The organism is Dermatophilaceae bacterium Soc4.6 (assembly GCA_039889245.1).
In the GTDB taxonomy this organism is placed as follows: Bacteria; Actinomycetota; Actinomycetes; order Actinomycetales; family Dermatophilaceae; genus Lapillicoccus.
The window spans coordinates 723695-749245 of sequence record JAZGVH010000002.1; the positions used below are offsets into that span (position 1 = coordinate 723695).

The 25551-nt window shown below is 71.8% G+C and carries 24 protein-coding genes; 11 read left to right on the plus strand and 13 right to left on the minus strand.

Annotated features, from left to right (window positions below):
• Window position 1 precedes the first annotated feature (1 nt).
• Together V3N99_03465 and V3N99_03470 are read right to left on the minus strand one after the other, a co-directional pair.
• Entirely contained in the window at window positions 2-556 is a 555-nt protein-coding gene (locus tag V3N99_03465) for a DUF1990 domain-containing protein (GenBank protein MEO3935799.1), read from the minus strand.
• A gap of 217 nt (window positions 557-773) precedes the next feature.
• Window positions 774-1907, minus strand: a complete 1134-nt coding sequence (locus tag V3N99_03470; protein MEO3935800.1) for a D-alanine--D-alanine ligase family protein — start codon at window positions 1905-1907, stop codon at window positions 774-776.
• Between the two features lie 58 nt (window positions 1908-1965).
• Here V3N99_03470 and V3N99_03475 point away from each other — a divergent pair, with 58 nt between their 5' ends.
• A complete protein-coding gene (locus V3N99_03475; GenBank protein ID MEO3935801.1) occupies window positions 1966-3060 on the plus strand; it encodes a PLP-dependent transferase in 1095 nt (364 codons plus the stop codon).
• Between the two features lie 109 nt (window positions 3061-3169).
• On the opposite strand, the gene V3N99_03480 is transcribed toward V3N99_03475, so the two are convergent.
• A complete protein-coding gene (locus V3N99_03480; protein ID MEO3935802.1) occupies window positions 3170-4168 on the minus strand; it encodes an NAD(P)H-dependent glycerol-3-phosphate dehydrogenase in 999 nt (332 codons plus the stop codon).
• The gene (locus V3N99_03485; protein ID MEO3935803.1) at window positions 4165-4992 is read right to left on the minus strand and encodes a lysophospholipid acyltransferase family protein; all 828 of its coding nucleotides are present in this window, start codon (window positions 4990-4992) and stop codon (window positions 4165-4167) included. The genes V3N99_03480 and V3N99_03485 overlap by 4 nt, the downstream gene beginning before the upstream one ends.
• Window positions 4993-5069: 77 nt before the next feature.
• Here V3N99_03485 and cofC point away from each other — a divergent pair, with 77 nt between their 5' ends.
• Genes cofC through V3N99_03500 form a run of 3 tightly spaced genes read left to right on the plus strand, consistent with a single transcriptional unit; the run spans window position 5070 to window position 6947 of the window.
• Window positions 5070-5768, plus strand: a complete 699-nt coding sequence (cofC, locus tag V3N99_03490; GenBank protein MEO3935804.1) for a 2-phospho-L-lactate guanylyltransferase — start codon at window positions 5070-5072, stop codon at window positions 5766-5768.
• Between the two features lie 10 nt (window positions 5769-5778).
• A complete protein-coding gene (locus V3N99_03495) occupies window positions 5779-5991 on the plus strand; it encodes a hypothetical protein (GenBank protein MEO3935805.1) in 213 nt (70 codons plus the stop codon).
• Window positions 5992-5999: 8 nt separating this feature from the next.
• Window positions 6000-6947 (plus strand): PfkB family carbohydrate kinase, encoded by a 948-nt coding sequence (locus V3N99_03500; protein MEO3935806.1) that lies wholly within the window; start codon window positions 6000-6002, stop codon window positions 6945-6947.
• Window positions 6948-7049: 102 nt separating this feature from the next.
• On the opposite strand, the gene V3N99_03505 is transcribed toward V3N99_03500, so the two are convergent.
• From V3N99_03505 to leuC, 3 genes are all read right to left on the minus strand, one after another.
• The gene (locus tag V3N99_03505; GenBank protein ID MEO3935807.1) at window positions 7050-7787 is read right to left on the minus strand and encodes an HU family DNA-binding protein; all 738 of its coding nucleotides are present in this window, start codon (window positions 7785-7787) and stop codon (window positions 7050-7052) included.
• 475 nt (window positions 7788-8262) lie between these two features.
• The gene (gene leuD / locus V3N99_03510) at window positions 8263-8850 is read right to left on the minus strand and encodes a 3-isopropylmalate dehydratase small subunit (protein ID MEO3935808.1); all 588 of its coding nucleotides are present in this window, start codon (window positions 8848-8850) and stop codon (window positions 8263-8265) included.
• A gap of 3 nt (window positions 8851-8853) precedes the next feature.
• The gene (leuC, locus tag V3N99_03515) at window positions 8854-10308 is read right to left on the minus strand and encodes a 3-isopropylmalate dehydratase large subunit (protein MEO3935809.1); all 1455 of its coding nucleotides are present in this window, start codon (window positions 10306-10308) and stop codon (window positions 8854-8856) included.
• A 154-nt stretch (window positions 10309-10462) separates the two neighbouring features.
• Between leuC and V3N99_03520 the strand changes: the two genes are divergently transcribed.
• The 3 genes from V3N99_03520 to V3N99_03530 all read left to right on the plus strand — a co-directional run bounded on the left by V3N99_03520 (window position 10463) and on the right by V3N99_03530 (window position 13292).
• Entirely contained in the window at window positions 10463-11194 is a 732-nt protein-coding gene (locus V3N99_03520) for an IclR family transcriptional regulator (protein ID MEO3935810.1), read from the plus strand.
• 143 nt (window positions 11195-11337) lie between these two features.
• On the plus strand, window positions 11338-12477 hold the full coding sequence (locus V3N99_03525) for a peptidoglycan-binding protein (GenBank protein ID MEO3935811.1): 1140 nt from the start codon (window positions 11338-11340) through the stop codon (window positions 12475-12477).
• A 29-nt stretch (window positions 12478-12506) separates the two neighbouring features.
• Complete coding sequence (locus tag V3N99_03530) at window positions 12507-13292, plus strand: 2-phosphosulfolactate phosphatase (protein ID MEO3935812.1); 786 nt, start codon at window positions 12507-12509, stop codon at window positions 13290-13292.
• Between the two features lie 51 nt (window positions 13293-13343).
• Here V3N99_03530 and V3N99_03535 read toward each other — a convergent pair whose 3' ends face one another.
• Window positions 13344-13844, minus strand: coding sequence for a DUF4188 domain-containing protein (locus V3N99_03535; GenBank protein ID MEO3935813.1), 501 nt, complete (start codon window positions 13842-13844; stop codon window positions 13344-13346).
• 109 nt (window positions 13845-13953) lie between these two features.
• On the opposite strand from V3N99_03535, the gene fgd reads away from it, so the two are divergent.
• Together fgd and V3N99_03545 are read left to right on the plus strand one after the other, a co-directional pair.
• A complete protein-coding gene (gene fgd, locus V3N99_03540) occupies window positions 13954-14970 on the plus strand; it encodes a glucose-6-phosphate dehydrogenase (coenzyme-F420) (GenBank protein MEO3935814.1) in 1017 nt (338 codons plus the stop codon).
• Window positions 14971-14989: 19 nt separating this feature from the next.
• Window positions 14990-15775, plus strand: a complete 786-nt coding sequence (locus tag V3N99_03545) for a metallophosphoesterase (protein MEO3935815.1) — start codon at window positions 14990-14992, stop codon at window positions 15773-15775.
• Here V3N99_03545 and V3N99_03550 read toward each other — a convergent pair.
• The 5 genes from V3N99_03550 to V3N99_03570 form a co-directional block, all read right to left on the minus strand.
• Entirely contained in the window at window positions 15730-16146 is a 417-nt protein-coding gene (locus V3N99_03550) for a hypothetical protein (protein MEO3935816.1), read from the minus strand. The genes V3N99_03545 and V3N99_03550 overlap by 46 nt on opposite strands.
• Complete coding sequence (locus V3N99_03555) at window positions 16143-16553, minus strand: nuclear transport factor 2 family protein (protein ID MEO3935817.1); 411 nt, start codon at window positions 16551-16553, stop codon at window positions 16143-16145. The genes V3N99_03550 and V3N99_03555 overlap by 4 nt, the downstream gene beginning before the upstream one ends.
• Window positions 16550-17842, minus strand: a complete 1293-nt coding sequence (locus tag V3N99_03560; protein MEO3935818.1) for an MFS transporter — start codon at window positions 17840-17842, stop codon at window positions 16550-16552. The genes V3N99_03555 and V3N99_03560 overlap by 4 nt, the downstream gene beginning before the upstream one ends.
• Window positions 17835-19085 (minus strand): pyridoxal phosphate-dependent aminotransferase family protein, encoded by a 1251-nt coding sequence (locus V3N99_03565; protein ID MEO3935819.1) that lies wholly within the window; start codon window positions 19083-19085, stop codon window positions 17835-17837. Before V3N99_03565 ends, V3N99_03560 begins: the two co-directional genes overlap by 8 nt.
• An 81-nt stretch (window positions 19086-19166) precedes the next feature.
• Window positions 19167-22304 (minus strand): EAL domain-containing protein, encoded by a 3138-nt coding sequence (locus V3N99_03570; protein ID MEO3935820.1) that lies wholly within the window; start codon window positions 22302-22304, stop codon window positions 19167-19169.
• A gap of 479 nt (window positions 22305-22783) precedes the next feature.
• Here V3N99_03570 and V3N99_03575 point away from each other — a divergent pair, with 479 nt between their 5' ends.
• Complete coding sequence (locus V3N99_03575; protein ID MEO3935821.1) at window positions 22784-23881, plus strand: alcohol dehydrogenase catalytic domain-containing protein; 1098 nt, start codon at window positions 22784-22786, stop codon at window positions 23879-23881.
• A gap of 39 nt (window positions 23882-23920) precedes the next feature.
• Window positions 23921-25369: an APC family permease gene (locus tag V3N99_03580; protein MEO3935822.1), complete on the plus strand. Its 1449-nt coding sequence runs from the start codon at window positions 23921-23923 to the stop codon at window positions 25367-25369.
• The last annotated feature ends 182 nt before the right edge of the window (window positions 25370-25551 follow it).

A 25551-nucleotide genomic window follows, 5' to 3' on the forward strand; every position in this document is an offset into this window, starting at 1 on the left:
CTCAGCCGGGCTGGTCGAGCGCCCGCAGGTAGCGGACCGTGATCAGCTGCTGGGCCAGACGGCCCAGCGGGCCACCGACGCGCGTGACCAGCGTGGCCGGTCGAGAGACGGCGGCGACCCGCAGCACGGTCCGGCCCTGGGCGTCGAGAGTGACGGTGAACGACTCCACGCCGGCCTCCGGATGACCGGGCAGCGTGACGTAGGTGAACCCGCACCAGTCCGGCTCGTCGACCACGTCCACGACGCGGCACGGCGCCGTGACGGCCAGCGGGCCGACCCCGACGCGGAGGTCGACCACCACGCCCTCGGTCACCCGCTCGCTCGACGCCGTCACCCGCAGCCCGGCTCCACGCTGGACGCGCCAGTGCAGCAGCCGGTTGCGGGCGGTGTCGAGGTCGACGTCGGGCGGCAGGGCCCGGCTGCGGGCGAAGGCGGTGAAACCGCACGGTGCCGGGTCATCGGGCGAGAGCGAGACGTCATACGTCGGGTCCTCGGCCCGCAGGTGGGCCGCCCGGGCCGGGCTCATCGGGCTCATCGGGCTCGTCGGGGTCGTCATCACCCCACTGTGTCCGGCGAGGGCCTGGCCCACCACCCGGCCGGACGGTATCTGGCGAGGCCCCGGCCCTCCTCCTCGTGCCGGTGCCGGCGGCGAGCCCCGTCGTGCTGATCGGTCTCGGCGGCTGCAGCCACCGCCTGCCCCGAGGTGCGCACCGAGATCCTGCGGCTGGCGGGCCTGGGCTCGTTCACCGAGCTCTGGCGAAAACAGCGTTGGCTCAGCGCAGTCCGGTGCGGCGCTCGAGGGCCAGGTTGAGCAGCTCGTCGATCAGCTGCGGGTAGGCCAGGCCACTGGCCGCCCACATCTGCGGATACATCGAGAACGGCGTGAAGCCGGGCATCGTGTTGATCTCGTTGACCAGGACACGACCGTCAGGCGTCACGAAGCAGTCGACCCGGGCCAGACCCTCGCACCCGAGAGCCTCGAAAGCCGCTGCGGCCAGCCGGCGCACCTCGTCGGACTGCGCGTCGGGCAGGTCGGCGGGGCAGGCCAGGTCGACGTCGGCCTCGGCGAGGTACTTCGCCTCGAAGTCGTAGAAGTCGTGCTCGCCGTGCACCGCGACCTCACCCACCTGTGAGGTGCGCGGGGCGTCCGTGCCGTGGCCCTGGAGCACGGCGCACTCGATCTCGCGCCCCAGGATCCCCTGCTCGACGACGACCTTCGGGTCGTGCTCGCGCGCGATCTCGACCGCGGCCTCGAGCCCGTCGGGGCCGGTCACCCGGGTGATGCCCATGCTCGACCCGGCACGGGCCGGCTTGACGAAGAGGGGGTACCCCAACCCGGCGACCGACGCGATCGCCGCCTCGCGGTCGGCGACCCAGGCACGGTCGGTGATCACGGCATACGGGCCGATGGGGATGCCTGCGGCGGCGAAGACGACCTTCATGTAGTGCTTGTCCATGCCGGCCGCTGAGGCGAGGACGCCGGAGCCGACATAGCGGATGTCGGACAGCTCGAGGTATCCCTGCAGCGTGCCGTCCTCCCCGAAAGGGCCGTGCAGCAACGGAAACACGACATCGACGTCGCCCAGCGCGCGAGGTGGGACCCCGGGCTCGAGCACGGTGAGGGCATGGTCAGTCGTGCCGAGCGGCACCACGACCGCCGGGGCCGAGCCGTCGACCTCGGGCAGGTGGCCGGGCGCGATGCGCAGGGGCTCGGGGTCGTCGGCGGCCAGCACCCACCGCCCGTCCTTGGCGATGCCGACCGGCACGACGTCCCACTTCTCGCGGTCGATCGCTCGGAGCACGCCACCGGCGGTGGCGCACGACACCGCGTGCTCCGACGACCGGCCGCCGAAGACGACGGCGACCCGGGGACGGGCAGACGGACTGGGGTGGGGGTGCTCGCTCATCGACGCCGACCCTACAAGCAACTCGTCACCGCGCGGCGGCACGACCTACGCTAGCGGCGTGAGCCACCTCGACGACCTCTCCCCCGCCAGCCTCGTCGTCGCCGCCGGTCGGCCCGAGCGTGTGCCCGGCGCCAGCGTCAACCCGCCCATCGAGCTCACCTCGACGTATGCCGCCCCCGAGGCGGGAGTCGGCTACGGCCGCAACGGTAACCCGACGTGGACGGCCTTCGAGGACGCCCTCGGGGCGCTCGAGGGGGGCACCGCCCGCGTCTTCGGCTCGGGGATGGCCGCGATCTCGGCTACTGCCTCCCTGGTGCCCCGCGGCGGGGTGGTCGTGGTGCCGCGGCACGCCTACAGCCTGTCGCTGTCGCTCTTCGCGAGCTACGCCGAGGAGGGCTACGACATCCGCACCGTCGACCTCACCGACACCGGCGCGGTCGTGGCCGCTCTCGACGGCGCCGACATGGTGTGGACCGAGTCGCCGTCCAACCCCATGATGGAGGTCGCCGACCTCTCCGCGATCTTTGCCGCCGCCCGCGCCGTGGGGGCGATCTCGGTGTGCGACAACACGATGGCGACCCCCATCCTCCAGCGCCCGCTCGAGCTCGGGGGCGACGTCGTCGTGCACTCGGTGACGAAGTACCTGTCCGGCCACTCCGACGTCGTGCTCGGGGCCACCGTGACCGCGACCGACGGTCGCGGCCCCGAGCTGCTCGAGCGCCTGACCGGCCACCGCACCCTGCACGGCGCGATCGCGGGCCCCATGGAGGTCTGGCTCGCGCTGCGCGGCCTGCGCACCCTGCACGTGCGCGTCGAGCGGTCCAGCGCCAACGCGGTCGAGCTGGCCAGCCGCCTCGCCGCCCACCCCTGCGTCGAGCAGGTGCGCTACCCCGGCTTCGGCGGCATGGTCGCCTTCGAGGTCACCGGCGACGCCGCCGCAGCCGAGGCGGTCGCTGCCGGCTGCGAGCTGTGGCTCAACGCCACCAGCCTCGGTGGGGTCGAGTCGCTCATCGAGCGCCGCCGCAAGTACGCCGCCGAGGCTCCCACCGTGCCCGAGCACCAGCTGCGCCTCTCGGTCGGCATCGAGGACGTCGACGACCTCTGGCGTGACCTCGACCGGGCCCTGCGCGCCGCCATCCCTCGCGGAGACTGACCGCAGCACGGCCCCGGACACACTCCGCTTGGTGCTGGGGATGTGCCCGTTCTGGCCCCGGGAGGCGCCTCAACGGGGCGATCCGGAGAAACCAGGTGACGTCTGGCGGTCAGTCGGCCTCGGACTTCAGGCTGCGGCCCATCAGCGCCCCGACCATCTCACCCGGGGTGACCCGCCCCTGGACGACCGCGGCGACGGCCCCCACGATCGGCAGCTCGACCCCGTGGTCGTGGCCCAGCTGGAGGATGGACTCGCACGACTTCACGCCCTCGGCGACCTGCTGCAGGCCCGCCGAGACCTCGGCGACCGTGCGGCCCCGGGCCAGCTCCACCCCGAAGGTGTGGTTGCGCGACAGGGGTGACATGCAGGTGGCGATGAGGTCGCCGACCCCGGCGAGACCCATGAGCGTGGTCGGAGCGGCACCGAGCGCAGAGCCCAGCCGCGCGGTCTCGGCGAGGCCGCGGGTGATGAGCGACGCCTTCGTGTTGTCACCCAGGCCCATCCCCTCGGCCATGCCGACGGCGAGCGCCACGACGTTCTTCACCGCCCCGCCGAGCTCGACGCCCACCACGTCGTCGTTGGTGTAGGGCCGGAACCACGCGGTGACGCACGCGTCGGCGACGCGCTCGGCCATCAGCTCGTCGGTGCACGCGACCACGCTCGCCGCCGGCTGGCGCGAGGCGATCTCGCGGGCGAGGTTCGGGCCCGACACGACGACGATGCGGTCGTCCTCGACCCGCCCGACCTCGGCGATGACCTGACTCATGCGCATGGTCGTGCCGAGCTCGACCCCCTTCATCAACGAGACGACCGCCGCGTCCTCCGGCAGCAGGCCGGCCCACTGCTCCAGTCCCGCCCGCAGGGTCTGCGACGGCACCGCGAAGACGACGACGTCGGCGTGGTCGATGGCCTCGGCGATGTCGCTGGTGGCGCGGAGGCCGGGGGGCAGGTCGATGCCGGGGAGGTACTGGTCGTTGCGCCCGAGGGTGATCTGCTCGGCGAGCTCGGCCCTGCGGGCCCACATGACGACCTCGGTGCCGGCGTGAGCCATGGTGGCTGCGAACGCCGTCCCCCAGCTGCCACTGCCGATGACGGCGGCGCGTGTCACTCCTGCTCCTTGAGGTAGTTGCCGGTGTCGCTCTGTCCGTGCTCGCGCGGGTCCCACAGCCGGGTCGGTGGGGTCTCGTTGCGCAGGCCCCCGACGAGGTCGGCGACCGCGGCCATCAACCGCTCGGTGGCCTCGCGCAGCGTCGCGGCGTCGACCGCCCGACCATAGAGGTCGCTGAGGTCGACCGGTGCGCCGGCCGTGACCCGCAGGGTCTTGCGGGGCAGCAGGTGCAGGCCCCTGCCGTAGTGCGGGATCACGTCCTGCGACCCCCAGTGCGCCATGGGCACCAGCGGGCACCGCGTCTCGAGGGCGATGCGGGCGGCCCCCGACTTGCCGACCATCGGCCACAGCTGCGGGTCGCGGGTGAGGGTCCCCTCGGGGAAGACGACGATGCACTTGCCGTCGCGCACACCCTGCACGGCCGCTCGGTAGGCGTCGCCGGCCTTGCTGCTGCGGCGGTAGACCGGCACCTGCCCGGCTGCGTGCAGCAGACGCCCGACCAGCGGCAGGCGGAAGAGCGACTCCTTGCCCAGGAAGAAGGGCACGCAGCCGCTGTGGAAGAGGTACCACGACACCGGGAAGGGGTCGAAGTTCGACAGGTGGTTCGGTGAGGCGACGAACCCGCCCTCGCGCGGCAGGTGCTCCCACCCCGTCCAGACCTTCCGGGTGAACAGGAACATGACAGGACGCACGATCGCCTGCGCGACCACGTATCCGGCGTTGAGACGCTGTCGTCGACGCGCTGGCTCCACGGTGCCCGTCCTCGTCTCTCGGCCGTACACTACCGCCGAGGCGTACGACGCCCCGATGGCGCCGGTCGGCATGGTGTCGCCATCCTCGCCCCCCGGCCCGGTCGTGTCGAGCAGGCGCGTCGACCGGCGCGGCGGCAGAATGGTGGCCGATGTCCCTCTCCGCTCCCGAACCCACCTCCGAGCCCACCGGGCAGGCCCACCCGGGCTGGGTCGTCGTGGTCCCCGTCAAGGGTGGACCGCTGGCCAAGAGCCGGCTCCGGGCCCCGGACGGGGTCGACCACGCCCGGCTCGCGACGGCGCTGGCCCTCGACACCGTGGCGGCGGCCGTGGCCGCCCTGGGGCCTGCCCGCGTCGTCGTCGTCACCTCCGACCCCGGCATCGCTGCCGCCGTCGTGTCGCTAGGGGCTCTCGCCCAGGCTGATCCCGGGGACGGGCTCGACGCGGCAGTGCTGGCGGGAGGTGCCCGCGCCGCAGCCCTCCCGCAGGCCGAGCCGGCCCGGGTCGCGGCCCTGCTGGGCGATCTGCCCTGCCTCCACGCCGACGACCTGAGGGCCGCCCTCGTGGCGTGCGAGGGCGACGCGGCCGCCTTCGTCCCTGATGCGGACGGCGTGGGCACGGTGCTGCTCACGTCGGCGGCGGGCCACCGGCTGCGCCCGCGTTTCGGCGGGGGCTCGGCACACGCCCACGAGGGGCAGGGCGCCCGGCGTCTCGACCTCGACCTGCCCCGTCTGCGTCGGGACGTCGACGACGAGGACTCGCTGCGCGCGGCCCTGTGCCTCGGCGTCGGCACCCACACGGCGACCCTGCTGGCCCACCTCGTGGTGCCCGGGCCTGCCCCGAGTGCCTAGGGTGGTGCCCGTGCAGGCCACCGTCCACCGCTTCGACGAGACCACCCGAGCAGGGAGCGTGCTGCTCGACGACGGCCACGAGTGGGCCTTCTCCCCCGAGGTCTTCGACGGCAGCGCCCTGCGGCACCTGCGCCCCGGGCAGCGAGTGAGCATCGACGGCGACGCCTCGACGGTCACCCGGTTGTGGGTCGTCGGCATCGGCCCGGGCGAGACGATCGGCTGAGCCGCCCGGTGAGCGAGCCCCGGGTGATCCACACGGCCCAGGCCCTGGTCGACGAGATCGCGGTCGTCGAGGCGCTGCCCCCACGCGGCGGCAACGCCGTGGCCACCGGCTTCGGTCGGTATGCCGGTGGTGCCGTCACGGTGCTCGTCGCGGCCGCTCGCGCGGGCGCCGTTGCGGTGCACTCGGGCTCGGTCGGGACCGGCCCGCAAGCCGACCTCGTGCGCACCACCCTCGGCGCCGAGGGGATCGCGATCAGCAGCCCCGTGGTATCCGGCCTCGACACCGGTGTGTGCCTCGTGATGATCGACGCCGACGGTGAGCGCACGTTCGTCACGACCCAGGGAGCCGAGCGCCACGTCACCGCCGCGAGCCTGGCCTCGGCGGTCCCCTCGTCGGGCGACCTGCTGTGCCTGAGCGGCTACTCCCTCGTCGGGCCCACGTGCGAGCCGGTCCTGGCCCTGCTCGACGGGCTCGACGACGACGTCGTGGTCGTCCTCGATCCCGGGGCGCCCTTCGCCGAGCTGCCGGCACAGCTGCGGGCACAGGTGCTGGCCCGGACGGACCTCTGGACCGGCAACGCCCAGGAGGCCGCCGACCTGACCGGTCGCCCCGAGCCGGCCCGGTCGGTCGCGGCCCTGACCGCCCTGCTCCGCCCCGGGGCGGTCGCGGTGGTGCGTGACGGGGCCGAGGGCTGCTACCTGCAGAGCAGCACGGGGACGCTCGCCGTCCCGGGCTTCCCGCAGAAGGCCCTCGACACCAACGGTGCCGGGGACACGCACACAGGCGTCCTGCTGGCCGAGCTGGCTCGAGGCACCCTCCTGACCACAGCAGCGAGGCGGGCCAACGCCGCCGCCGCCCTCAAGGTCAGGCGCAGGGGCCCGGCTACGGCGCCGACCCGGTCGGAGGTCGACGCCCTGCTCGTGAGCTCAGTCCCGACCTCGGGTTCGGGGATCTGACCTCGTACGTCCCTCCAGCGGCACGACGACGGGCCGGCCACCGTGAGGTGAACGGCCCGTCGTGGGGTGACGCCCTTCAGTGAGTCGGTCGAGCAGCTGGGGTCAGCGGCTCGCCGCCTTCTTGGCCACAGCCTTCTTCACCGGGGCGGCCTTGGTGGCGACGGCCTTCTTCGCGGGAGCCGCCTTCGTGGCCGTTGCCTTCACCGGTGCCGCCTTGGCGACGACCTTCTTGGCGGGAGCCGCCTTCGTGGCGGTCTTGCTGGCCACGACCTTCTTGGCCGGCGCAGCCTTCGTGGCCGCGGCCTTCGTCGCGGCAGCCTTTGCCGGAGCGGCCTTGGCCGGAGCAGCCTTGGTGGCCACGGCCTTCCTGGCCGGCGCAGCCTTCGTCGCGGCGGCCTTGGCGGGAGCAGCCTTGGTGGCCACGGCCTTCCTGGCCGGCGCAGCCTTCGTCGCGGCGGCCTTGGCGGGAGCAGCCTTGGTGGCCACGGCCTTCTTGGCCGGGGCGGCCTTCGTGGCCGTGCCCGCCGAGGCGCGCGCACCGGCTGCGGTGGCCTTGGGGAGCTTGCGCGGGTCGGCGACGACCTCCTTGAAGCCGGTGCCGGGGCGGAAGCGGGGCACGGTGGTCTTCTTGATCTTCACGGTCTGCCCGGTGCGGGGGTTGCGGCCCGTACGGGCCTCGCGCACGACCTTCTGGAAGGTGCCGAAGCCGGTGATGCCGACCTTCCCGCCCTTGGCAACCTCGCGGATGACGGCATCGAGGACGGCTTCGAGAGCGTCGCTCGCGGCCTTCTTGCTCCCGAGCTTGACCTCGATGGCGGTGATGAGCTCTGCCTTGTTCACGGTGGGGATCCTCCGACGGGTGCGGCGCCGGGCGAGCGCCCGACGACGGTGTGGACCCGGGCGGTTACCCGGCTTCCGACAAACCGTAGGCCGACTCGCCGCCCCAGTCGAGCACCGAAAGGGGTGATGACGTTGTCGCTCAAGAGGTTTCGGCCCTCATCGGCACGATCTCGAGCCCCCAGAGCCCCTCCGAGGGGTCCTGTGCCCGGCACCTGCTCCGAGCACGCTGACCTGCACGAATGCCCCTCACGCGACTGATTTCCGTTGTGGGTCAACCGTTTTCGGGCGGCACCCCCTAGATCGCGCACCGCGCACCACTCCTGGTGCTGCCCCCGCTCGGCCGCAGACGGCGGCGGTCACAGCGTGAGAGGCCACGGCCGACAAAGATCTCAAGAAAAATCCCCTGCACAGCACGCCGACTCGGCGTGTCGCGCAGGGGATCTCGCGTTTCGGGGTGAGTCGTCGAAGCAGGCCGTCAGCCGACGAGCGGCTTCCACGACGGGCGCGCAGCCTCGAACGCGGTGACGTCCTCCTCGTGGCGCAGGGTCAGGCCGATGTCGTCGAGCCCCTCCAGCAGCCGCCACCTCGTGTATTCGTCGACCTGGAAGGACGCGACGATCTCGCCGGCGGTCACCGTGCGCGAGACGAGGTCGACCGTCACCTGGGCGCCCGGGTCGTTGTCGAGGTACTTCCAGATCAGCTCGATGTCGTCCTGGGCGAGGACAGCCGTGAGCAGGCCGGCCTTGCCGCTGTTGCCACGGAAGATGTCGGCGAACCGCGACGACAGCACGGCCGCGAAGCCGTAGTTCATCAACGCCCAGACCGCGTGCTCGCGGCTCGAGCCGGTGCCGAAGTCGGGGCCGGCGACGAGCACCGAGCCACCGGCATACCGGGGGTTGTTCAGGACGAACGACTCGTCCTTGCGCCAGGCCGCGAACAGGCCGTCCTCGAAGCCGTCGCGGGTGACCCGCTTGAGGTACTCGGCCGGGATGATCTGATCGGTGTCGACGTTGCCCCGGCGCAACGGCACGCCGATGCCGGTGTGGGTGGTGAACTTCTCCATGGCTCAGGCCTCCACGAGATCGGAGTGGTCGGGCGCGTCGGGCGCATCCGGGGCCGGGGGGAGCGGCGGCAGGTCGGCCGGCGACGAGAGCGTGCCCCGCACCGCCGTGGCCGCGGCCACGAGCGGGCTGACGAGGTGGGTGCGACCGCCCTTGCCCTGGCGGCCCTCGAAGTTGCGGTTCGAGGTGGAGGCACTGCGCTCCCCCGGCGCCAGCTGGTCGGGGTTCATGCCGAGGCACATCGAGCAGCCGGCGAGGCGCCACTCGGCGCCGGCGGCGGTGAAGACCGCGTCGAGGCCCTCGTCCTGGGCCTGGAGGCGCACCCGGGCCGAGCCGGGCACGACGAGCATGCGCACGCCGTCGGCGACCGTGCGGCCCTTGACGACCTCGGCGGCCGCCCGCAGGTCCTCGATGCGGCCGTTGGTGCACGACCCCACGAAGACGGTGTCGACGGCGATCTCCCGCAGGGGCGTGCCGGCCTCCAGACCCATGTACTCCAGCGCGTTGCGCGCGGCGACCTTGTCGCTCTCGTCGGCGAACGACTCGGGGTCGGGCACCGAGCTGCTGAGCGGCAGACCCTGGCCGGGGTTCGTCCCCCACGTCACGAACGGAGTGAGCGCCGAGGCGTCGAGGTGGACCTCGGCGTCGAAGACCGCGTCGTCGTCGGAGTGCAGCTGGCTCCAGGAGGCCACGGCGGCGTCCCAGTCGGCCCCGGTCGGCGCGTGCGGCCGACCCTGCACATAGGCGAAGGTCGTCTCGTCGGGGGCGATCATGCCGGCGCGGGCGCCGGCCTCGATCGACATGTTGCACACCGTCATCCGGGCCTCCATCGACAGCGCCCGGATCGCGCTGCCGCGGAACTCGATGACGTAGCCCTGGCCACCGCCGGTGCCGATCTGGGCGATGACGGCCAGGACGATGTCCTTGGCCGTGACCCCGGCGGGGAGCTGACCATCGACGTTGACCGCGAGGGTGCGGAAGGGCTTGAGGGAGAGCGACTGCGTGGCGAGGACGTGCTCGACCTCGGAGGTGCCGATGCCGAACGCCAGCGCCCCGAAGGCGCCGTGAGTGGAGGTGTGGCTGTCGCCGCAGACGATGGTCATCCCCGGCTGGGTCAGGCCCAGCTGCGGGCCGATGATGTGCACGATGCCCTGCTCGATGTCGCCCATGGAGTAGAGGCGCACGCCGAACTCGCCGCAGTTGCGGCGCAGGGTCTCGACCTGCGTGCGACTGACCAGGTCGGTGATCGGCCCCGGCGTGGTGGGGACGTTGTGGTCCTCCGTCGCGAGGGTGAGGTCGGGCCGGCGCACCGGGCGCCCCGCCAGCCGCAGGCCGTCGAAGGCCTGCGGGCTCGTCACCTCGTGCAGGAGGTGGAGGTCGATGTAGAGGAGGTCGGGCTCCCCCTCGGCGCGCCGTACGACGTGCGCGTCCCAGACCTTCTCGGCCAGCGTTCCGGGCATTGGAGTGCTCCTTTCCGAGTGACCCTCGGGTCCTCGGTGGCACCCACTGCCCCGTGCGGCATCCTCGAGGGGTGATGCACTGCTCCAGCAAGGGTGGCGCACTTCGCTGGCCGTGGAACTTGCGTCTCAGGCTCTGAGACGTCAGTATCAGAGCATGGACACATCCAGTGGGGTCGGGGTGCTCGACAAGGCGGCCATCGTCCTGGGAGCCCTCGAGGCCGGACCTGCCACCCTCGCCCAGCTCGTCGGAGCCACCGGCCTGGCCCGGCCGACGGCCCACCGGCTGGCCGTGGCCCTCGAGCACCACCGCCTCGTGTCCCGTGACATGCAGGGCCGCTTCGTGCTCGGACCGCGTCTCGGCGAGCTCGCCTCGGCGGCGGGCGAGGACCGGCTGCTCGCCGCCGCCGGGCCGGTGCTCGGCGCCCTGCGCGACCACACCAACGAGAGCGCCCAGCTCTTCCGCCGGCAGGGTGACCAGCGCATCTGCGTCGCGGCGGCCGAGCGCCCCATCGGGCTACGCGACTCCATACCGGTCGGGGCGAGCCTGACCATGCAGGCGGGCTCGGCCGCCCAGGTGCTCCTCGCCTGGGAGGAGCCCGACCGGCTGCACCGCGGCCTGCAGGGCGCGCGGTTCAACGCGACCGCCCTGTCGGCCGTGCGCCGCCGCGGGTGGGCCCAGAGCGTCGGTGAGCGCGAGCCGGGCGTCGCGTCGGTGTCGGCGCCGGTGCGCGGGCCCTCGGGCCGGGTCGTCGCCGCCGTGTCCATCTCCGGTCCCATCGAGCGGCTCTCCCGCCAGCCCGGCCGACTGCACGCGGCCACGGTGGTCGCCGGCGCCAACAAGCTCACCGAGGTGCTGCGCCGCTCCCACAGCGGCCTCCCCGGCTGACCTCAGGTGGGCCGAAGCACGACACGATTCGGTAACCACGGTGTTCCGCGACCTCTCTGGGGCAACCTCGGGGCGCAGTATGGCGTCGTGTTCGGTGAGGCCGCCCACCGAGCGGCTCCGCCCGCCCTCGAGGGAGACGACCCGTGACCCTGTCCCGCCCCCGCACACCGATGCTGCTCGCCGTGTCCGCGGTCACGGCGGTCGCCGTCCTCGCGCTCGGAGCGTGCGCGCCGGCCCCCGCAGCGCTCACCGCGGCCACCCCCTCGGCCACCTCGCCGACCACCGGCTCGAGCGGGCCCGGGTCGTCGACCCCGACCAGCCCGGCCTCCTCGACGACACCCTCGACGACGCCCCCAACCACGACACCGCCCCGCCCCACCGCGACGGCAACCACCGCGGCGCTCACCTCCGGGGCCAGTGGTGAGCGGGTGCGCGAGCTGCAGGCCCGCCTGGTCCAGCTGGCCTGGTTCACCGGCCCCACGACGGGTGCGTACGACGCCACCACCGTCGCCGCCGTGCGCGGCTTCCAGGACAAGCGGACCCTGCCCGCCACCGGGACGACCGACCCGGCCACGTGGGCCGCGCTCGTGGCCAGGACCCGCACCCCGACCGCCGACGAGCTGCACAACGTGCTGCGGGCCGGGCCCGCGCTGCTGAAGCAGGGGGCGACCGGAGCGGCCGTCCGCGACCTGCAGTCACGGCTCAAGCAGATCGGCTGGTGGTCGGGCGCAGTGACCGACACCTACGGCCCGCAGACCGTCGACGCGGTCCGTCAGTTCCAGGCCAAGCGGGCCATCCCCGTCACCGGCGAGGTCGACCAGTGCACCGCCGACCGGCTGCACGGCATGACCCGCACCCCCACGAGCGACGAGCTCACCAACAACGTCCCGAAGCCGCCCACCGGGACCACCGTGGGCCTCGACCCGCGCTGCCTGACCGGACGCGTGCTGTGCATCAGCAAGGCCTCGCGCTCGCTCACCTGGGTGGTGGACGGCAGGGCCCAGCTGCGGCTCGACGTGCGCTTCGGGTCGGAGAACAACCCCACCCGTGAGGGCGTCTTCTCCGTCTTCCGCAAGAACCGCGAGTGGACCTCCACGCTCTACGGCAGCTCGATGCCCTTCTCGATGTTCTTCAGCGGGGGCGAGGCCGTGCACTACTCGTCCGACTTCGCCGCCCGCGGCTATGCCGGCGCCTCCCACGGCTGCGTCAACGTGCGCGACTACAACGGTCTGTCGACCCTCTTCGACCTCGTGCAGGTCGGCGACACCGTGGTCGTCAGCTGACGCAGCCGCGGCACGCGAGGGGCACGCCAGTGGAGCCCAGCGTATGGAGCCAGTCCGGCGCGTCGGTGCGCTTCGACTGGGGCCCGACCGGGGCGCAGCGACTGGCGGTCCCCGGGGGGATCCTCGTAGTCGTCGACGTGCTGTCGTTCACGACGTCAGTGGGGGTGGCGGTCGAGCGGGGCACAGCCGTGTACCCCGCCGCGTGGCGGGACGCCTTGGCGGGTGAGCTGGCAGCTCGGGAGGAGGCGGTGCTGGCTGTCGGTCGGCGCGCGGTCTCCCGGGCGCACCCGTGGTCCCTCTCCCCGGCGAGCCTGCGGGCCGCGCCGCCGGTGACCCGCCTGGTCCTCCCGTCGCCCAACGGGTCGACCATCGCGGCCGCCGCGACGGCGGCAGGTATCGACACCGTCGTCGCCGCCTCGCTGCGCAACGCGCCCGCCGTCGGAGCATGGCTGGGCCGCGCCGTGGCGCACGACCCTCGCCCCGTCTGCGTCGTCGCCGCCGGTGAGCGGTGGCCCGACGGCTCACTGCGACCGGCCCTCGAGGACCTTCTCGGGGCTGGTGCCGTCATCTCGGCCCTGCTGTCGGCGGCCCGAGGGCTGGTCGCCTCGCCGGAAGCCGAGGCGGCCCGTCGTCTCCACGAGGCGACCGCGGACCCGGCTGCGGCCGTGCGCGGCTGTGCGTCCGGCGTCGAGCTGATGAGCTCCGGGTTCGCCGCCGACGTCGAGGTGGCTGTCGAGGTCGGCACGAGCACCGCCGTCCCCGTCCTGTCCGACGGTGCCTTCCGCGCTGCCCCCGCCCTCGCCCCGTCCTCCTGACCGACCGGCTTCCCTCCCACTTGTTGCGGGAGGGGCGGGGCTGGGGCGGGGCTAGGGCGTCAGTGCGGCGTGCTTCCGGCGGCTGCCCTCGATCGGCACGGAGGTCGTGGCGCTGGCCAGCCCGGTGAGCGGCATCCCGACGTAGACGCTCTCGTGCCCGCCGGCGGGCACGGCATACGTCTCGTGCCAGATGCCGACGGCGTCGGCCGCCCTACGAGCGCGGGTGTTGAAGGCCGTCCAGGCGGAGCGGTGGGCGTGGCTGGTGGACGCGGCGTACGCGTAGATGTCGGCGGTGCTGCGCCAGTACTGCACCGTCGTGACGCCCTTGCCCCCGATGAGCGTGCGCGCCTCGAGGAAGCCGAGGTCCTCACCCCCGCCGCTGGCTGCGGTCGCCTTGGCCCGGTAGAGCTCGGTGAGCATCCGCGGCATCGCGAGGAAGACCGGGAGCCACTGGTCGACCCGGTGGAGGCGGTTGACGCGCACGCCGATGAGGAAGACGGCGATCTCGCCGTCGTGGTCGTGGGTCGTGCGACCGCCCTGGATGCGGACCATGGCCTTCTCCTGACTGCTGGATAGCGGAACTCCCCAATAATGGATAGTTTTACTATCCAATGTCAAGGGCGTGCGCCGGCGGGACGGCCGCAGGCATAGGCTCGTCGCCATGGCGCTCAGGATCGGATACAAGGCATCGGCGGAGCAGTTCGCCCCCCGACAGCTGCTCGACTACGCGGTCCTCGCCGAGGAGGTCGGTCTCGACAGCGTGATGATCTCCGACCACTTCCAGCCCTGGCGCCACCACGGCGGTCACGCGCCGTTCTCGCTCGCCTGGCTGGCGGCGGTCGGTGAGCGCACCGAGCGGGTGCAGCTCGGCACCTCGGTCATGACCCCGACCTTCCGCTACAACCCCGCCGTCGTCGCCCAGGCCTTCGGCACCCTCGGGTCGCTCTACCCGGGGCGCGTCATGCTCGGCGTCGGCTCGGGCGAGGCGCTCAACGAGGTGGTCGTCGGCTCGGTCGACGAGGAGGACGGCTGGCCGGAGTTCAAGGAGCGGTTCGCGCGGCTGCGCGAGTCGGTGGCGCTGATGAAGCAGCTGTGGACGCAGGACCGAGTCACCTTCGAGGGCGACTACTACTCGACCAAGGACGCGACGGTCTACGACAAGCCCGAGCAGCCGGTGCCCGTCTACGTCGCCGCCGGCGGGCCCCTGGTGGCGCGGTATGCCGGTCGCGCCGGCGACGGCTTCATCTGCACCTCGGGCAAGGGCGCCGAGCTCTACACCGACAAGCTCCTCCCGGCCGTCGACGAGGGCCTGACGAAGTCGGGCCGCACCCGCGACGACATCGACAAGATGATCGAGATCAAGCTCTCGTGGGACCCCGACAAGGAGAAGGCGGTGGAGAACTGCCGCTTCTGGGCGGCCCTGTCCCTGACCGCGGAGCAGAAGCACGGCACGAGCGACCCGCTCGAGATGGAGCGCCTCGGCGACGAGCTGTCCGATGAGCAGGTGGCCAGCCGCTGGATCGTCTCCGACGACCCCGACGAGGTCGTCGCCGCGGTCAAGGACTACGTCGACTGGGGCTTCGACCACCTCGTCTTCCATGGCCCGGGGCACGACCAGGAGCGATTCCTGCGCACCTTCGGCGAGCGGGTGCTCCCCGGCCTGCGCGCGCTCGCCTGAGCGACAAGCTCTCTGTCCCATGGCTCTTCACGTCGTCAGCGACCCCCACGGTCACCGTGACGAGCTCGCCCATGCCCTGCGAGAGGCGTGGCTGCTCGACGCCGACGAGCGCTGGGCCGGCGGCACCGACCAGCTGTGGGTGCTGGGTGACTTCTTCGACCGCGGGCCCGATGGCGTCGGGGCGGTCGAGCTGGTCATGCGGCTGCAGCGCGAGGCCGCCGAGGTCGGCGGTCACGTCGGCGCGGTGCTGGGCAACCACGAGGTCCTGGCTCTCGGGACCCACCGCTTCGGCGAGACGCCGGCCGGCCGCTACAGCGGGTCGAGCTTCGCCGCGAGCTGGGTGCTCAACGGCGGGCTGGCGCACGACCAGGACCGCCTGACCGACGACCACCTCGCGTGGATCGCCGCCCTGCCGGCCGTCGCCGTGGTCGACGGCTGGCTGCTCCTGCACTCCGACACCACGGGATACCTCACCTGGGGAGGCTCGGTCGACGACGTCAACGCCGCCGTCGCCGCCGCGCTCGCCGGCGGGGTCGACGACGTGTGGGCCGTCTGGGCCGACCTCACCGATCGCTACGCCTTCAGCGGCCGACGCGGGCAGCGCGCGGCGGCCCGGGTGCTCGCCCAGCTCGGCGGCGAGCGCATCGTCCACGGCCACAGCATCGTCGCGACGCTCCAGCCCGGGCACCCCGACCCCGCCACCACCACCGGCCCCCTGTCGTATGCCGGGGGGCTGGCTCTCGCGGTCGACGGCGGCCTCTACGCCGGTGGCCCGCTGCTCGTCGTGCCGCTGACCGGTCGCTGAGCCCCCGGACCGCACGGGGCACCGGCGAGGAAGCGCTGGTAGGTCGTCGCGGCGACGAGCTCCGCGACCGGGTCGAGCAGGGCCTGCAGGTCTGCGCCCTCGAGACGCTCGACGAAGGCCCGCACGTCGAGCACGGGGTTGCCGAGCAGGGCGTCACCCCGGTCGAGGAGCGTCAGCGACCCGGCCCGCGCGTCGCCGACACCGTCGGCCGCGAGCTGGATGGTGTGGCCGACCAGCGCAGACTGGACGGCCACCCAGCGCTCGAGCGCCCGCCGCTGCACCCCTGCCAGGCCACCGTTCCCGTGTCCGCTGCCGGGAGGTCGTGCCCGCTCGATCGCGACGACCTCCACGTGGGCCGCCCGACGACTCATCCCACCAGGTCTGCACCGGTCGCGGTGGGCTCTGAGCCGACGAGCATCAGCCAGCGCCAGCGCGCCTGCTCGTAGGCGAGCACCCCGGTCAGTCGGTACGGGAATGTTTCGGTGGTCCCGTCGTCACCGATCTGGGTGCCTTCACCCTCGGCGAGCAGCCAGACCGTCCCACGACGATCGTCGAAGATCAGGTCACTGAACTCGAAGGCGTAGGCCATGGGGCGGCTGAGCAGGTCGGAGAGAAGGCGCCGAACCTCGCGTGGACCGGTGGCCCTCTCGCCCGACTCGGAACCGGCGTACGTGACCGCGTTGGTGGCGCTGAACAGGTCGGTCAGCGCTGGTAGGTCCCGGGTCTCGAAGGCGGTGGACAGCTGTCGCAGCAGGTCCCGCAACACGGCCTCCCTCATGTCGGCTGACCCTCCAGCGAAGCGTGCCGACTCTGCGACAGCGCCCCGTCGGCCTCGTTCATGCGCGGCAGGAACAGGGCGCTCAGGGTCACTGCCGCCCCCAGCAGGCCGGCCGCCACGAACGTCCCCCGGACGCCGATCACGGCCGCGACGGGGGCCGTCAGCGCATAGGAGACCGGGAGTCCGGCGATGGAGACGAACCAGTCCAGGCTGGAGACGCGTCCGAGCATCTCCGCGGGAACGAGGCGCTGCTTCGTGGTGGCCCAGGCCACCGTGCCGGCGGCCTCGAGCCCGTTGATCAGCAGCGAGACGACCATGAGCTGCCACCCGTCCGTGGCCAGTCCGTACCCGGCCACAGCCAAGGTGGCGCAGGTCCAGCACAGGTACATGAACGTGAGCTGTCGGCGCGGCAGGCCCACCTGGCCGACGACCAACGCCGCAGCGATCGCCCCCACGCCGCCGGCGCCGAGGATGACGCCGAGCTTGCGGGAGCTGCCGTGCAGCTCCTCGCGCACCAGGTAGGGCAGCAGGACCTCGGTGGGACCGATGAACAACAGGTAGGCAGCCGTGGCCGAGGCGAGGGTTCCCCACAGCCACGGTTGGCTGCGGACGAAGCGCACGCCGGCCAGGGCGTCCGCCCACAGGGAGGGCTCGTGGCCGGAGCCAGAGGAGCCTCTGGCTGACGCCCCGGCCGTCATCCGCACGACGCACAGGGCGGAGACGAGGAAGGTCACGGCGTCGAAGAGGAAGGCGACACCCGCGCCGTGGACGGCGATCAGCACCCCCCCGAGCGCCGGACCGCCCAACCGGAGCATGGCCGGTCGGAGGAACTGGTCGAGGGCGTTGGCCTGCTGGAGGTCCTCGTCGGGCACCAGGTCCGGGATGATGGCGTCGAAGGCAGGGGCAGCGACTCCGGCTCCGAGCCCGTAGACGACGCTGAGGACGGCGAGGTGCCACATGCGGGCCTGGCCAGACAGGACGACGACCGCCACCACGAGCACCACGACGAACCGCACGAGGTCAGCGCCGAGCAGGATCCGCCGGCGGTCGACCCGGTCGCTGAGGATTCCGCTCCCGAGGAGCGCCAACAGCTGGGGCACGGTCGCGCACACCCCGAGTAGCGCCAAGCCCGCTGGTCGCGGAGAGAGGGTGTATGCCTGCCAGGCCAGCGCGATCAGGTAGACCCCGTCACCCGCGAGCGACGCGCTGGCCCCGGCCCACAGCAGCCGGAAGTCCCGGTGCCGCAGCGGTGCCAGCAGTGGGGTGGCGCGGACGGAGACCTCAGTCATCGTGGTGCTGGAGCTCGAACCGATCGCACAGCTCGTGAAGCGTGGCGCACAGCTCCTCGATCTCGTCGTCGCCGTTGGCCGCGGTGACCTGCACCCGGAAGCCGACCTCTGCGCGGGGCACCAGCGGGTACGCCGCGAGGGTGACGTAGATGCCCGCGTCGAAGAGGAACTGGCCCACCGCGTCGATGTCGTCGGAGTTCTTCAGCGGCAGCTCGATGATCGGCAGACCGGAGGTGTTGGGCGTCGCCAGGTCGAGCTCCGAGACGGTCGTGAGGACCCGGGCGGTCTTGCGGTGGAGCGACGCCCTGATGCTGTCCCCGCGGGAGGCGTTGACGTCGAGACCGGACAGCACCGTGGCCAGCGACGCGACCGGCGACGGACCGGAGAACAGGTAGGGAGCTGCCGCGACCTTGAGGTGGTCCTTGAGCCAGGTCGGCAAGGCGATGAACGCCATGAGCGAGGAGTACGCCTTGGAGAACCCACCGACCAGCACGATGTCGTCGTACGTCTCGCCCGCGTGCCTGACGATCGAGTTGCCCCTGCTGCCGTACGGGCTGGACTCGGTGTCGGTCCGCTCACCGATGACACCGAAGCCGTGCGCGTCGTCGACGTAGAGCAGCGCACCGTAGGTGCGGGCAACCGCAGCCAGTCCAACCAGGTCGGGGGCGTTACCGGTCATGCTGTTGACCCCGTCCGTGCAGATCAGCTTCGTCCCCCCCGTGGGCGCGGCCCGCAGCAACGCCTCGAGAGCAGCGACATCGCCGGTCGGGAATCGTCGGACCGTGGCGCCGTTTCCCCTGGCGACCATGCATCCGTCGTAGATCGTCCGGTGGGCCTGTCCGTCGAGGAAGACCTGTCCCCGTCCTGCGATGGCGGGGATCACTGACATGTGGATGTGGGTGATGGTAGGCAGCGCGAGGGTGTCCTCGGCCCCGAGGAGCTCGGTGAGGCGGTCCTCGATGTCGATGTACGGCCGCGGGTTGCCGAGCAGCCGCGACCAGCTGGGGTGGGTTCCCCACTGCCGGATGCTCTCGTCGACGGAGTCGATGATCTCGGGCTCGAGGTCGAAGCCGAGGTAGTTGCACGACGCGAAGTCGGCCAGCCAGTGGTCATCGACCCGGATCCGTCGGCCCTTGACCTCCTCGATCACCGCGTCGAACATGGGCGACGAGCTCCTCAGTCGCTGCAGGTCGGACCACTTGGCGTCCTGGAGGGGGCGGAAGGCCGGGTTGCTGATCGACATGGCGGGGGGTCCGATCTACGAGGAGGGTGACGCAGGGTGATGGTGCGGTGGTCCGGAGCCGACGGCGACCCCGGAGGTGGTTCAGGCGACGCCGGGCAGAGTGACGATCGGCGTCGGTAGCTGCAGTCGGGCGACGCCGGGCCCGCCCGTGACGGCCAGTGGCGGGCCGAGGGGCTGGGGGCAGGCCAGCATGGCGAGCAGCTCGTCGGGGGGGACCGGCCTGGAGTAGAGGTAACCCTGCCCGAGCGCACACCCCATGGACCACAGCTCGTCCCGCTGGGCCACCCGCTCGATGCCTTCGGCCACGACCTCCAGCCGCAGCGACTGCGCCATGGACAGGATGGCGGCCGTCAGGGCGCCGTCGTCGGGATTGTCTGTCCCCAAGCCGTCGACGAAGGACTTGTCGACCTTCAGCTCGTGGACGTTGAAGCGCTGCAGGTAGGACAGGCTGGAGTAGCCCGTCCCGAAGTCGTCGACGGCGATGTGCACACCTGAGGCGGCGAGCAGGCTCAGCTGGTCCAGGATGACGGAGGTGTCAAGAGCGAAGACGCTCTCCGTCAGCTCGAGGACCAGCGCCGCGGGTGGCATGCTGTGACGGCGCAGCACCGCACCGACCTCGTCGGCGAAACCGGCATCCTTGAGCTGGTGAGCCGAGACATTCACGGACAGGCGATGGCTCACGTGCCCCAGGTCTGCCCACTCGCGCCACTGCCTACAGGCCCGATCGAGCACCCACCGCCCGAGCTCGATGATCTGGCCGGTCCTCTCGGACAACGCGATGAACTCCGCGGGCATGACCTGGCCACGGGTGGGGTGCCTCCACCGGACGAGGACCTCGGACCCCAGGATCTCTCCCGTGTCGATCAGCACGATCGGCTGGTAGTGCAGCTCGAACTGGCCGGTCTCCATCGCGAGGGAGAGCTCGGCGCTGAGGTTCACCCGGTTCACCATGGTGGTGTGCAGCTCGTCGCGGTAGACCTCCACGCGACCCTTGCCTTCCTCCTTCGCGGCATACAGCGCCAGGTCAGCGCACCGGAGGAGCTCGGCGTAGTCGAGGTCGCGATCGCTGCCGCCGCTGAACATGACGCCGATGCTGGCCGAGACCAGGAGCTCCTCGTCGTCGACCGCGTAGGGGGAGCGAAAGGGCGACATGACCCGTTCGCTGAGGTCCAGACCCCGCGCGCTGTCCTCGACGTCCTCGATGAGGACGGCGAACTCGTCACCACCGAGGCGTGCCACCGTGGTGCTGGCGCGCAGCATCCTCTGCATGCGCTGGGCGACGGCGAGCAGCAACGCGTCACCCGCAGCGTGGCCCCGCGTGTCGTTGACCACCTTGAAGTCGTCCAGGTCCACCATCGCCAGGACGATCGCCGTGCCTGTGCGGGCGGCCCGGGTGAGCGCGTGCTCGACCCGGTCCTGGAAGAGGGCGCGGTTCGGCAGGCCCGTCAGGGCGTCATGGAAGGCCTGGTGCATCAGCTGTTGCTCCAGGGCCCGCCGCTCAGAGACGTTGCGCATCGTCAACACGAAGCTGATGGCACCGGAGTCATCGGACAGGGCGCTGGTGAGGACCTCGAAGAACAGGTAGCGGTCGTCGGCGTGACGGACTCGCCAGTCCGACCTCAGGGTCACCTGGGAGGAGCGCCCCCCGATGCCGGCCACCAGGGCGTTCGCCGTGGCGGACTCGTCGGGGTGCAGCAAGGCAGAGAGAGGAGTCCCCACGAGATCAGGGACGATGTGCCCGAGCTCGCGCTCCAGAGACGGGGTTGCGTAGCTGATCCGCAGGGACTCGTCCACCACCACGATGACGTCCGAGGCGTTCTGGATCATGCCGCGGAACTGCTCCTGGACCTTGCGCTGGCTGAGCTCCTCGACGAGGGTGGCGCTCACGACGGCGAGCGCCACCTGCGATGCGACGGTGGTGAGCGCGTCGTGCTGGTCCACCGTGAGGACGCTCCTGCCCTTCGTGACGAGCATGCCGAGGTCCTCACCGTCGTAACGCAACGGGTTGACGCTGATGGTGCCGGACGAGCTCAGGCTTCCGCCGGCCTGGGCGACGTCCCACAGGGCGGCCACGTCGGCGGGGTCGAGCCGCACCCCGATGTCGGCCACGCAGTGGACGCCGTCGGGGTCGGCGACGTGGACGGATGCGCTGTGCAGCCGCTCGGACCCCACCAGGGACATGACGCTGCTGAGGGCGGCCCGGTAGATGTCCGGCAGTCCCCGGGCGATCACCAGAGACTCACTCGCCTCACGAAGGGCTCTTTCTCGGCCGACCGACTGCTGGTGAGCCGAGAGGATGCCCCACATCCGGGCCAGGACCAGGATGAACAAGGCGGCCGAGAAGATCGCCACCGTCGTCGCGGGGGTGTCCGTGTGCATCTGCGACTCGGCGAGCAGGACGCCGGGCGCGATGAGGCTGGCCGAGGCCAGGAGCGCCAGCCGCGCGCGTCCGATGGCGACGCTGCCCAGTGGCGCGACGTCGCTCAGTCGGCCCATCGAGGGGTGCAGGGCGGCCAAGCCCCAGCCGATGTAGAAGATGGCCCAGCCGAGGTCGACGGGGCCGCCGATCTGCCACGATCCCCGCAGCTGGACGAGACCGTAGGCGAAGTCGGCCGCCATGAGTCCTACCGCTCCCGTGACCAGGCATCGCATGGCCGTGAAGCGCAGCCCGCCACCCGCGACGAGACGCGCCAGCAGGGCCAGGATCATCACGTCCCCGGCCGGGTAGGCCACCGAGGTGGCGCGCTGCAGCCCGTCGAGGCCGTCGGCCTGGAAGTTCGGCACGATGAGGTAGACCCACGAGAGCAGACCCAGACCGGTCGTGATGATCACGGCGTCGATCAGGCTGGGGAGGTCGCGCGACGACGACCGCGCCCGGATGATCAGGAAGATGCCGGCCGCGAAGAGCGGATAGGTGAGGAGGTACAAGAGGTCGGCCACGGAGGGGAAGGGGTTGTCCTGGTGGAGCACGTCGGTCAGGACGTTGTAGGTCGTGTCACCGGTGATGAAGGCGAGCTCGGCGGCCGCGAGCAGGTACCAGGCAAGGGGCTGCCTCGGACGGTGTCGGCGCACCCCCACGACGGTCGCCACCACGGACGACAGACCCAGAGCCGTCCATACGGGTGACTGGTACGCGGGGAACAGGTAGTAGCAGCACGTGAGTGCCGTCGCAAGGGCGAGGTATCCAACCCACAGGCCGGGACCCCTGTGACGCGGCAACCCCGCATCCGGGTGCCCGGAGGCGCGCACGACCGACGACAGGATCCGACCCGCCTCGACTGTCATGGCGCCGTGGGCGCCGTCGGCGCGGTAGGCCGGATCGTGGGCGCACCCATGTCGGTTCTCCTCACGGCAGGTTCCTCCTGGCCCGATGCCAGGTCGAGACCGCTCTCGCAGCGTCGTCAGCGGCCTGGGTGTGACATCGTCCAGGTAGGTCGCAGGATGAGTAGTTCAGACACAGGATGTGCCGTGCAGGGTGGGTGCTCCGTGAGGAGGGTCGTCGCGGTCCTGGACGGCAGGCAGGGCCCCCTCCCGGACCCATCGGGCGGGCGCGGCTCGACCCGAGGACAACACCGGTGACCCTGTCGTGGCGGAGGCCCGACCGTCGGTCCTCTCCCGGGGCATTGCCACCGGAGGGGCGTGAGCCCTAGTGTGGCGCGCCAGCACGTCAACCCCACACGCCCTCGGAGGGACCGTCTGTGAGAGCCGTCGTCTTCACCTCGACCGACCAGCCCGTCGAGGTCACCGACGTCGACCTGGCCCCGCCGGGGCCCGGTGAGGTGAAGGTCAGGATCGCCGCTGCCGGTGTCTGCCACAGCGACCTGCACGTGCGCCGCGGGGAATGGCAGGTCCCGGTGCCGCTGGTCATGGGGCACGAGGGCTCGGGGGTCGTCGTCGAGGTCGGACCGCAGGTCACCAGCCTCGCCGAGGGGGACCACGTCGTGCTGTCGTGGGTGGCGCCGTGCGGGGAGTGCCGCAACTGCCGGGCCGGCCGCGAGGCCCGGTGCCTGGTCGCGGCGACGGTCGTCGCCCCGGGCGGCGTGCTGCCGTACGGCGGCTCCCGGCTATCGCGTGGTGGCGAGACGGTCTACCACTACCTGGGGGTGTCGTCCTTCGCCGAGCACGCGGTCGTGCCTGCGTCCGGCGCGGTGCGCGTGCGCGACGACGCCCCGCTCGACCTGATGGCCCTGATCGGGTGCGCGGTCGCCACAGGGGTGGGTGCCGTGAGGAACACCGCCGCGGTGGAGGCCGGGGCCAGCGTCGTCGTGATCGGCTGCGGCGGTGTGGGTCTCTCTGTCGTCCAAGGCGCGAGGCTGGCGGGCGCCGAGCGCATCGTGGCCATGGACGTACGGCCCGAGAAGGCCACTCTTGCCCTGACCATGGGGGCCACCGACGCCGTGGACGTCTCCGGCGTCGACGCCGTGGAGGCGCTGCACGACCTGCTCCCCGACGGCGTCGACTACGTCTTCGACGCGATCGGCAAGACCTCCACGACCGAGCAGGCCATCCGGATGCTCGGTCTCGGTGGGGCGGCGGTCATCGTCGGGCTCCCGCCCGCAGGGGCTCGAGCGTCGTTCGAGCCCCTCGTGCTCGCCGAGGCCGACCAGCGCATCCTCGGATCCAACTACGGCAGCGTCCGACCGGCAATCGACATCCCGGCGCTCGTGGACCGCTACATGGACGGTGACCTCATGCTCGAGGAGCTCGTGTCGTCGCGGCAGCCCCTCGAGGCCGCAGTGGCCGCCCTCGACGACCTCGAAGCCGGGCACGCCCTGCGCACGCTGCTCGTCCCCTGACGACCGCCCCCCTGAACCACCCCCACACCAGGAGTCAACGTGTCCCCATCCGAGGAGATCCCCGTGCAGCCGGGCAGGTCCGTGGCCGCTCAGCCCGACGGGCGGGAACTGCGCACGGGGGCCCTCGGCCTGCGCAGCGTGGTGTTCCAGAACATGACCAACATGGCGCCTGCTGCGGCGATCGTCTACGACTTCCCCACCCAGATCGCCGCCGCTGGGGCGGCCCTGTGGATCTCCAACAGCATCGCGCTCTTCGCCGTGCTCCTCATCGCCAGCTCCATCATCCAGTTCTCCCGGCAGCTGCCCCACGCAGGCGGCTACTACACCTACCTGTCGACCGCCCTGGGTCCGAAGGTCGGCGCCTTCTCGGCGTGGATCTACTTCCTCTACGCCCTGGTACTGCCGGCCGAGGTCACCCTCATCTGGTCCGGCATCGCGTCGGACCTGGTCAGCACCTACCTGCACCTGGGCATCCCGTGGTGGGTGTTCCAGGTCGTCATCCTCGGGCTCGTCGGCTACCTCGCGTTCACCGGCGTCCAGCGGTCTGCCCGCATCACGATGATCGCGGGCGCGTTCGAGATCGCGGTGTTCGTGGTCCTGGGCGTCTCGCTACTCGTCAACCCGGTCAGCCCGATCAACCTGGGCGACCTCAGCCTCAGCAGCTCACCCTCGGGCTGGGAGGGCGTCCTGGGCCTCGGTCTCGTCTTCGGGATCCTCAACTTCGTCGGCTTCGAGTCGGCGGCTCCCATGGCGGAGGAGACCGACAACCCGACCCGTAACGTGCCGCGCGCCGTGCTCTTCTCGGTGCTGATCCTCGGCACCCTCTACCTGTTCATGTCGGTCGCGGCGGTCTTCGGCTACGGCCTGGCCAACCTCGGGAACTTCTTCTCCGACGCCGCCCCCTTCGACACCATGGCCAACCGCGTGCTCGGCATCGGCACCCTGGTGGTCTTCTTCGCCATCACCAACTCCTCCTTCGGATGCTCCCTCGCCACGATCAACCAGGGCAGCCGGGTCCTGATGTCCATGGGCCGGAACGGTCTGCTCCCCGCGCAGATCGGTGCCGTCCACCCGCTCTACCGGACCCCGCACGTCGCGGCGGCGATCATCTCCGCCCTCGCCCTGGTCATCTCGCTCACCGCCGGCGCCGTCTGGGGCACCCTGGTGGGCTTCGGGGTCCTCGCCATCACCCTGACCGCCGGCGCCCTGATGATCTACATCCTCGGCAACATCGCGCTGCCCGTCTTCTACCGCAACCACGTCCCTGCTGCGTTCAGCTGGCTGCTGCACCTCGTGCTCCCGGTGGTCGCCGTCGTGCTCCTTGGCTACGTCTTCTACCGCAACTTCTGGCCCATCCCCGACTCGCCCTACAACCTCCCCGGGTACTTCGCGGTGGGTTGGGCCGTCGTCGGCCTCGTCCTCGTCAGCCTCGCCAGCAGGTTCCGCCCTCAGTCGCTGCAGGCGGTCCTCAGCGACGAGGCGAGCTAACCACCCGCTCATCCCCCGCTTCCTCGTCGACGACCTGGCCGCTCGCGCCGCCGGCCGCGACCCCTCAGAGCCGGTTTCCCCCCTCAGGGGCGGCGAGATGCGGGCGCAGGAACTCCACGGCACCGTCCTGAGCGACGCCGCCAGGCCCCTGGGCCACGCCGGCCTGCACCCCCACCCTCTGC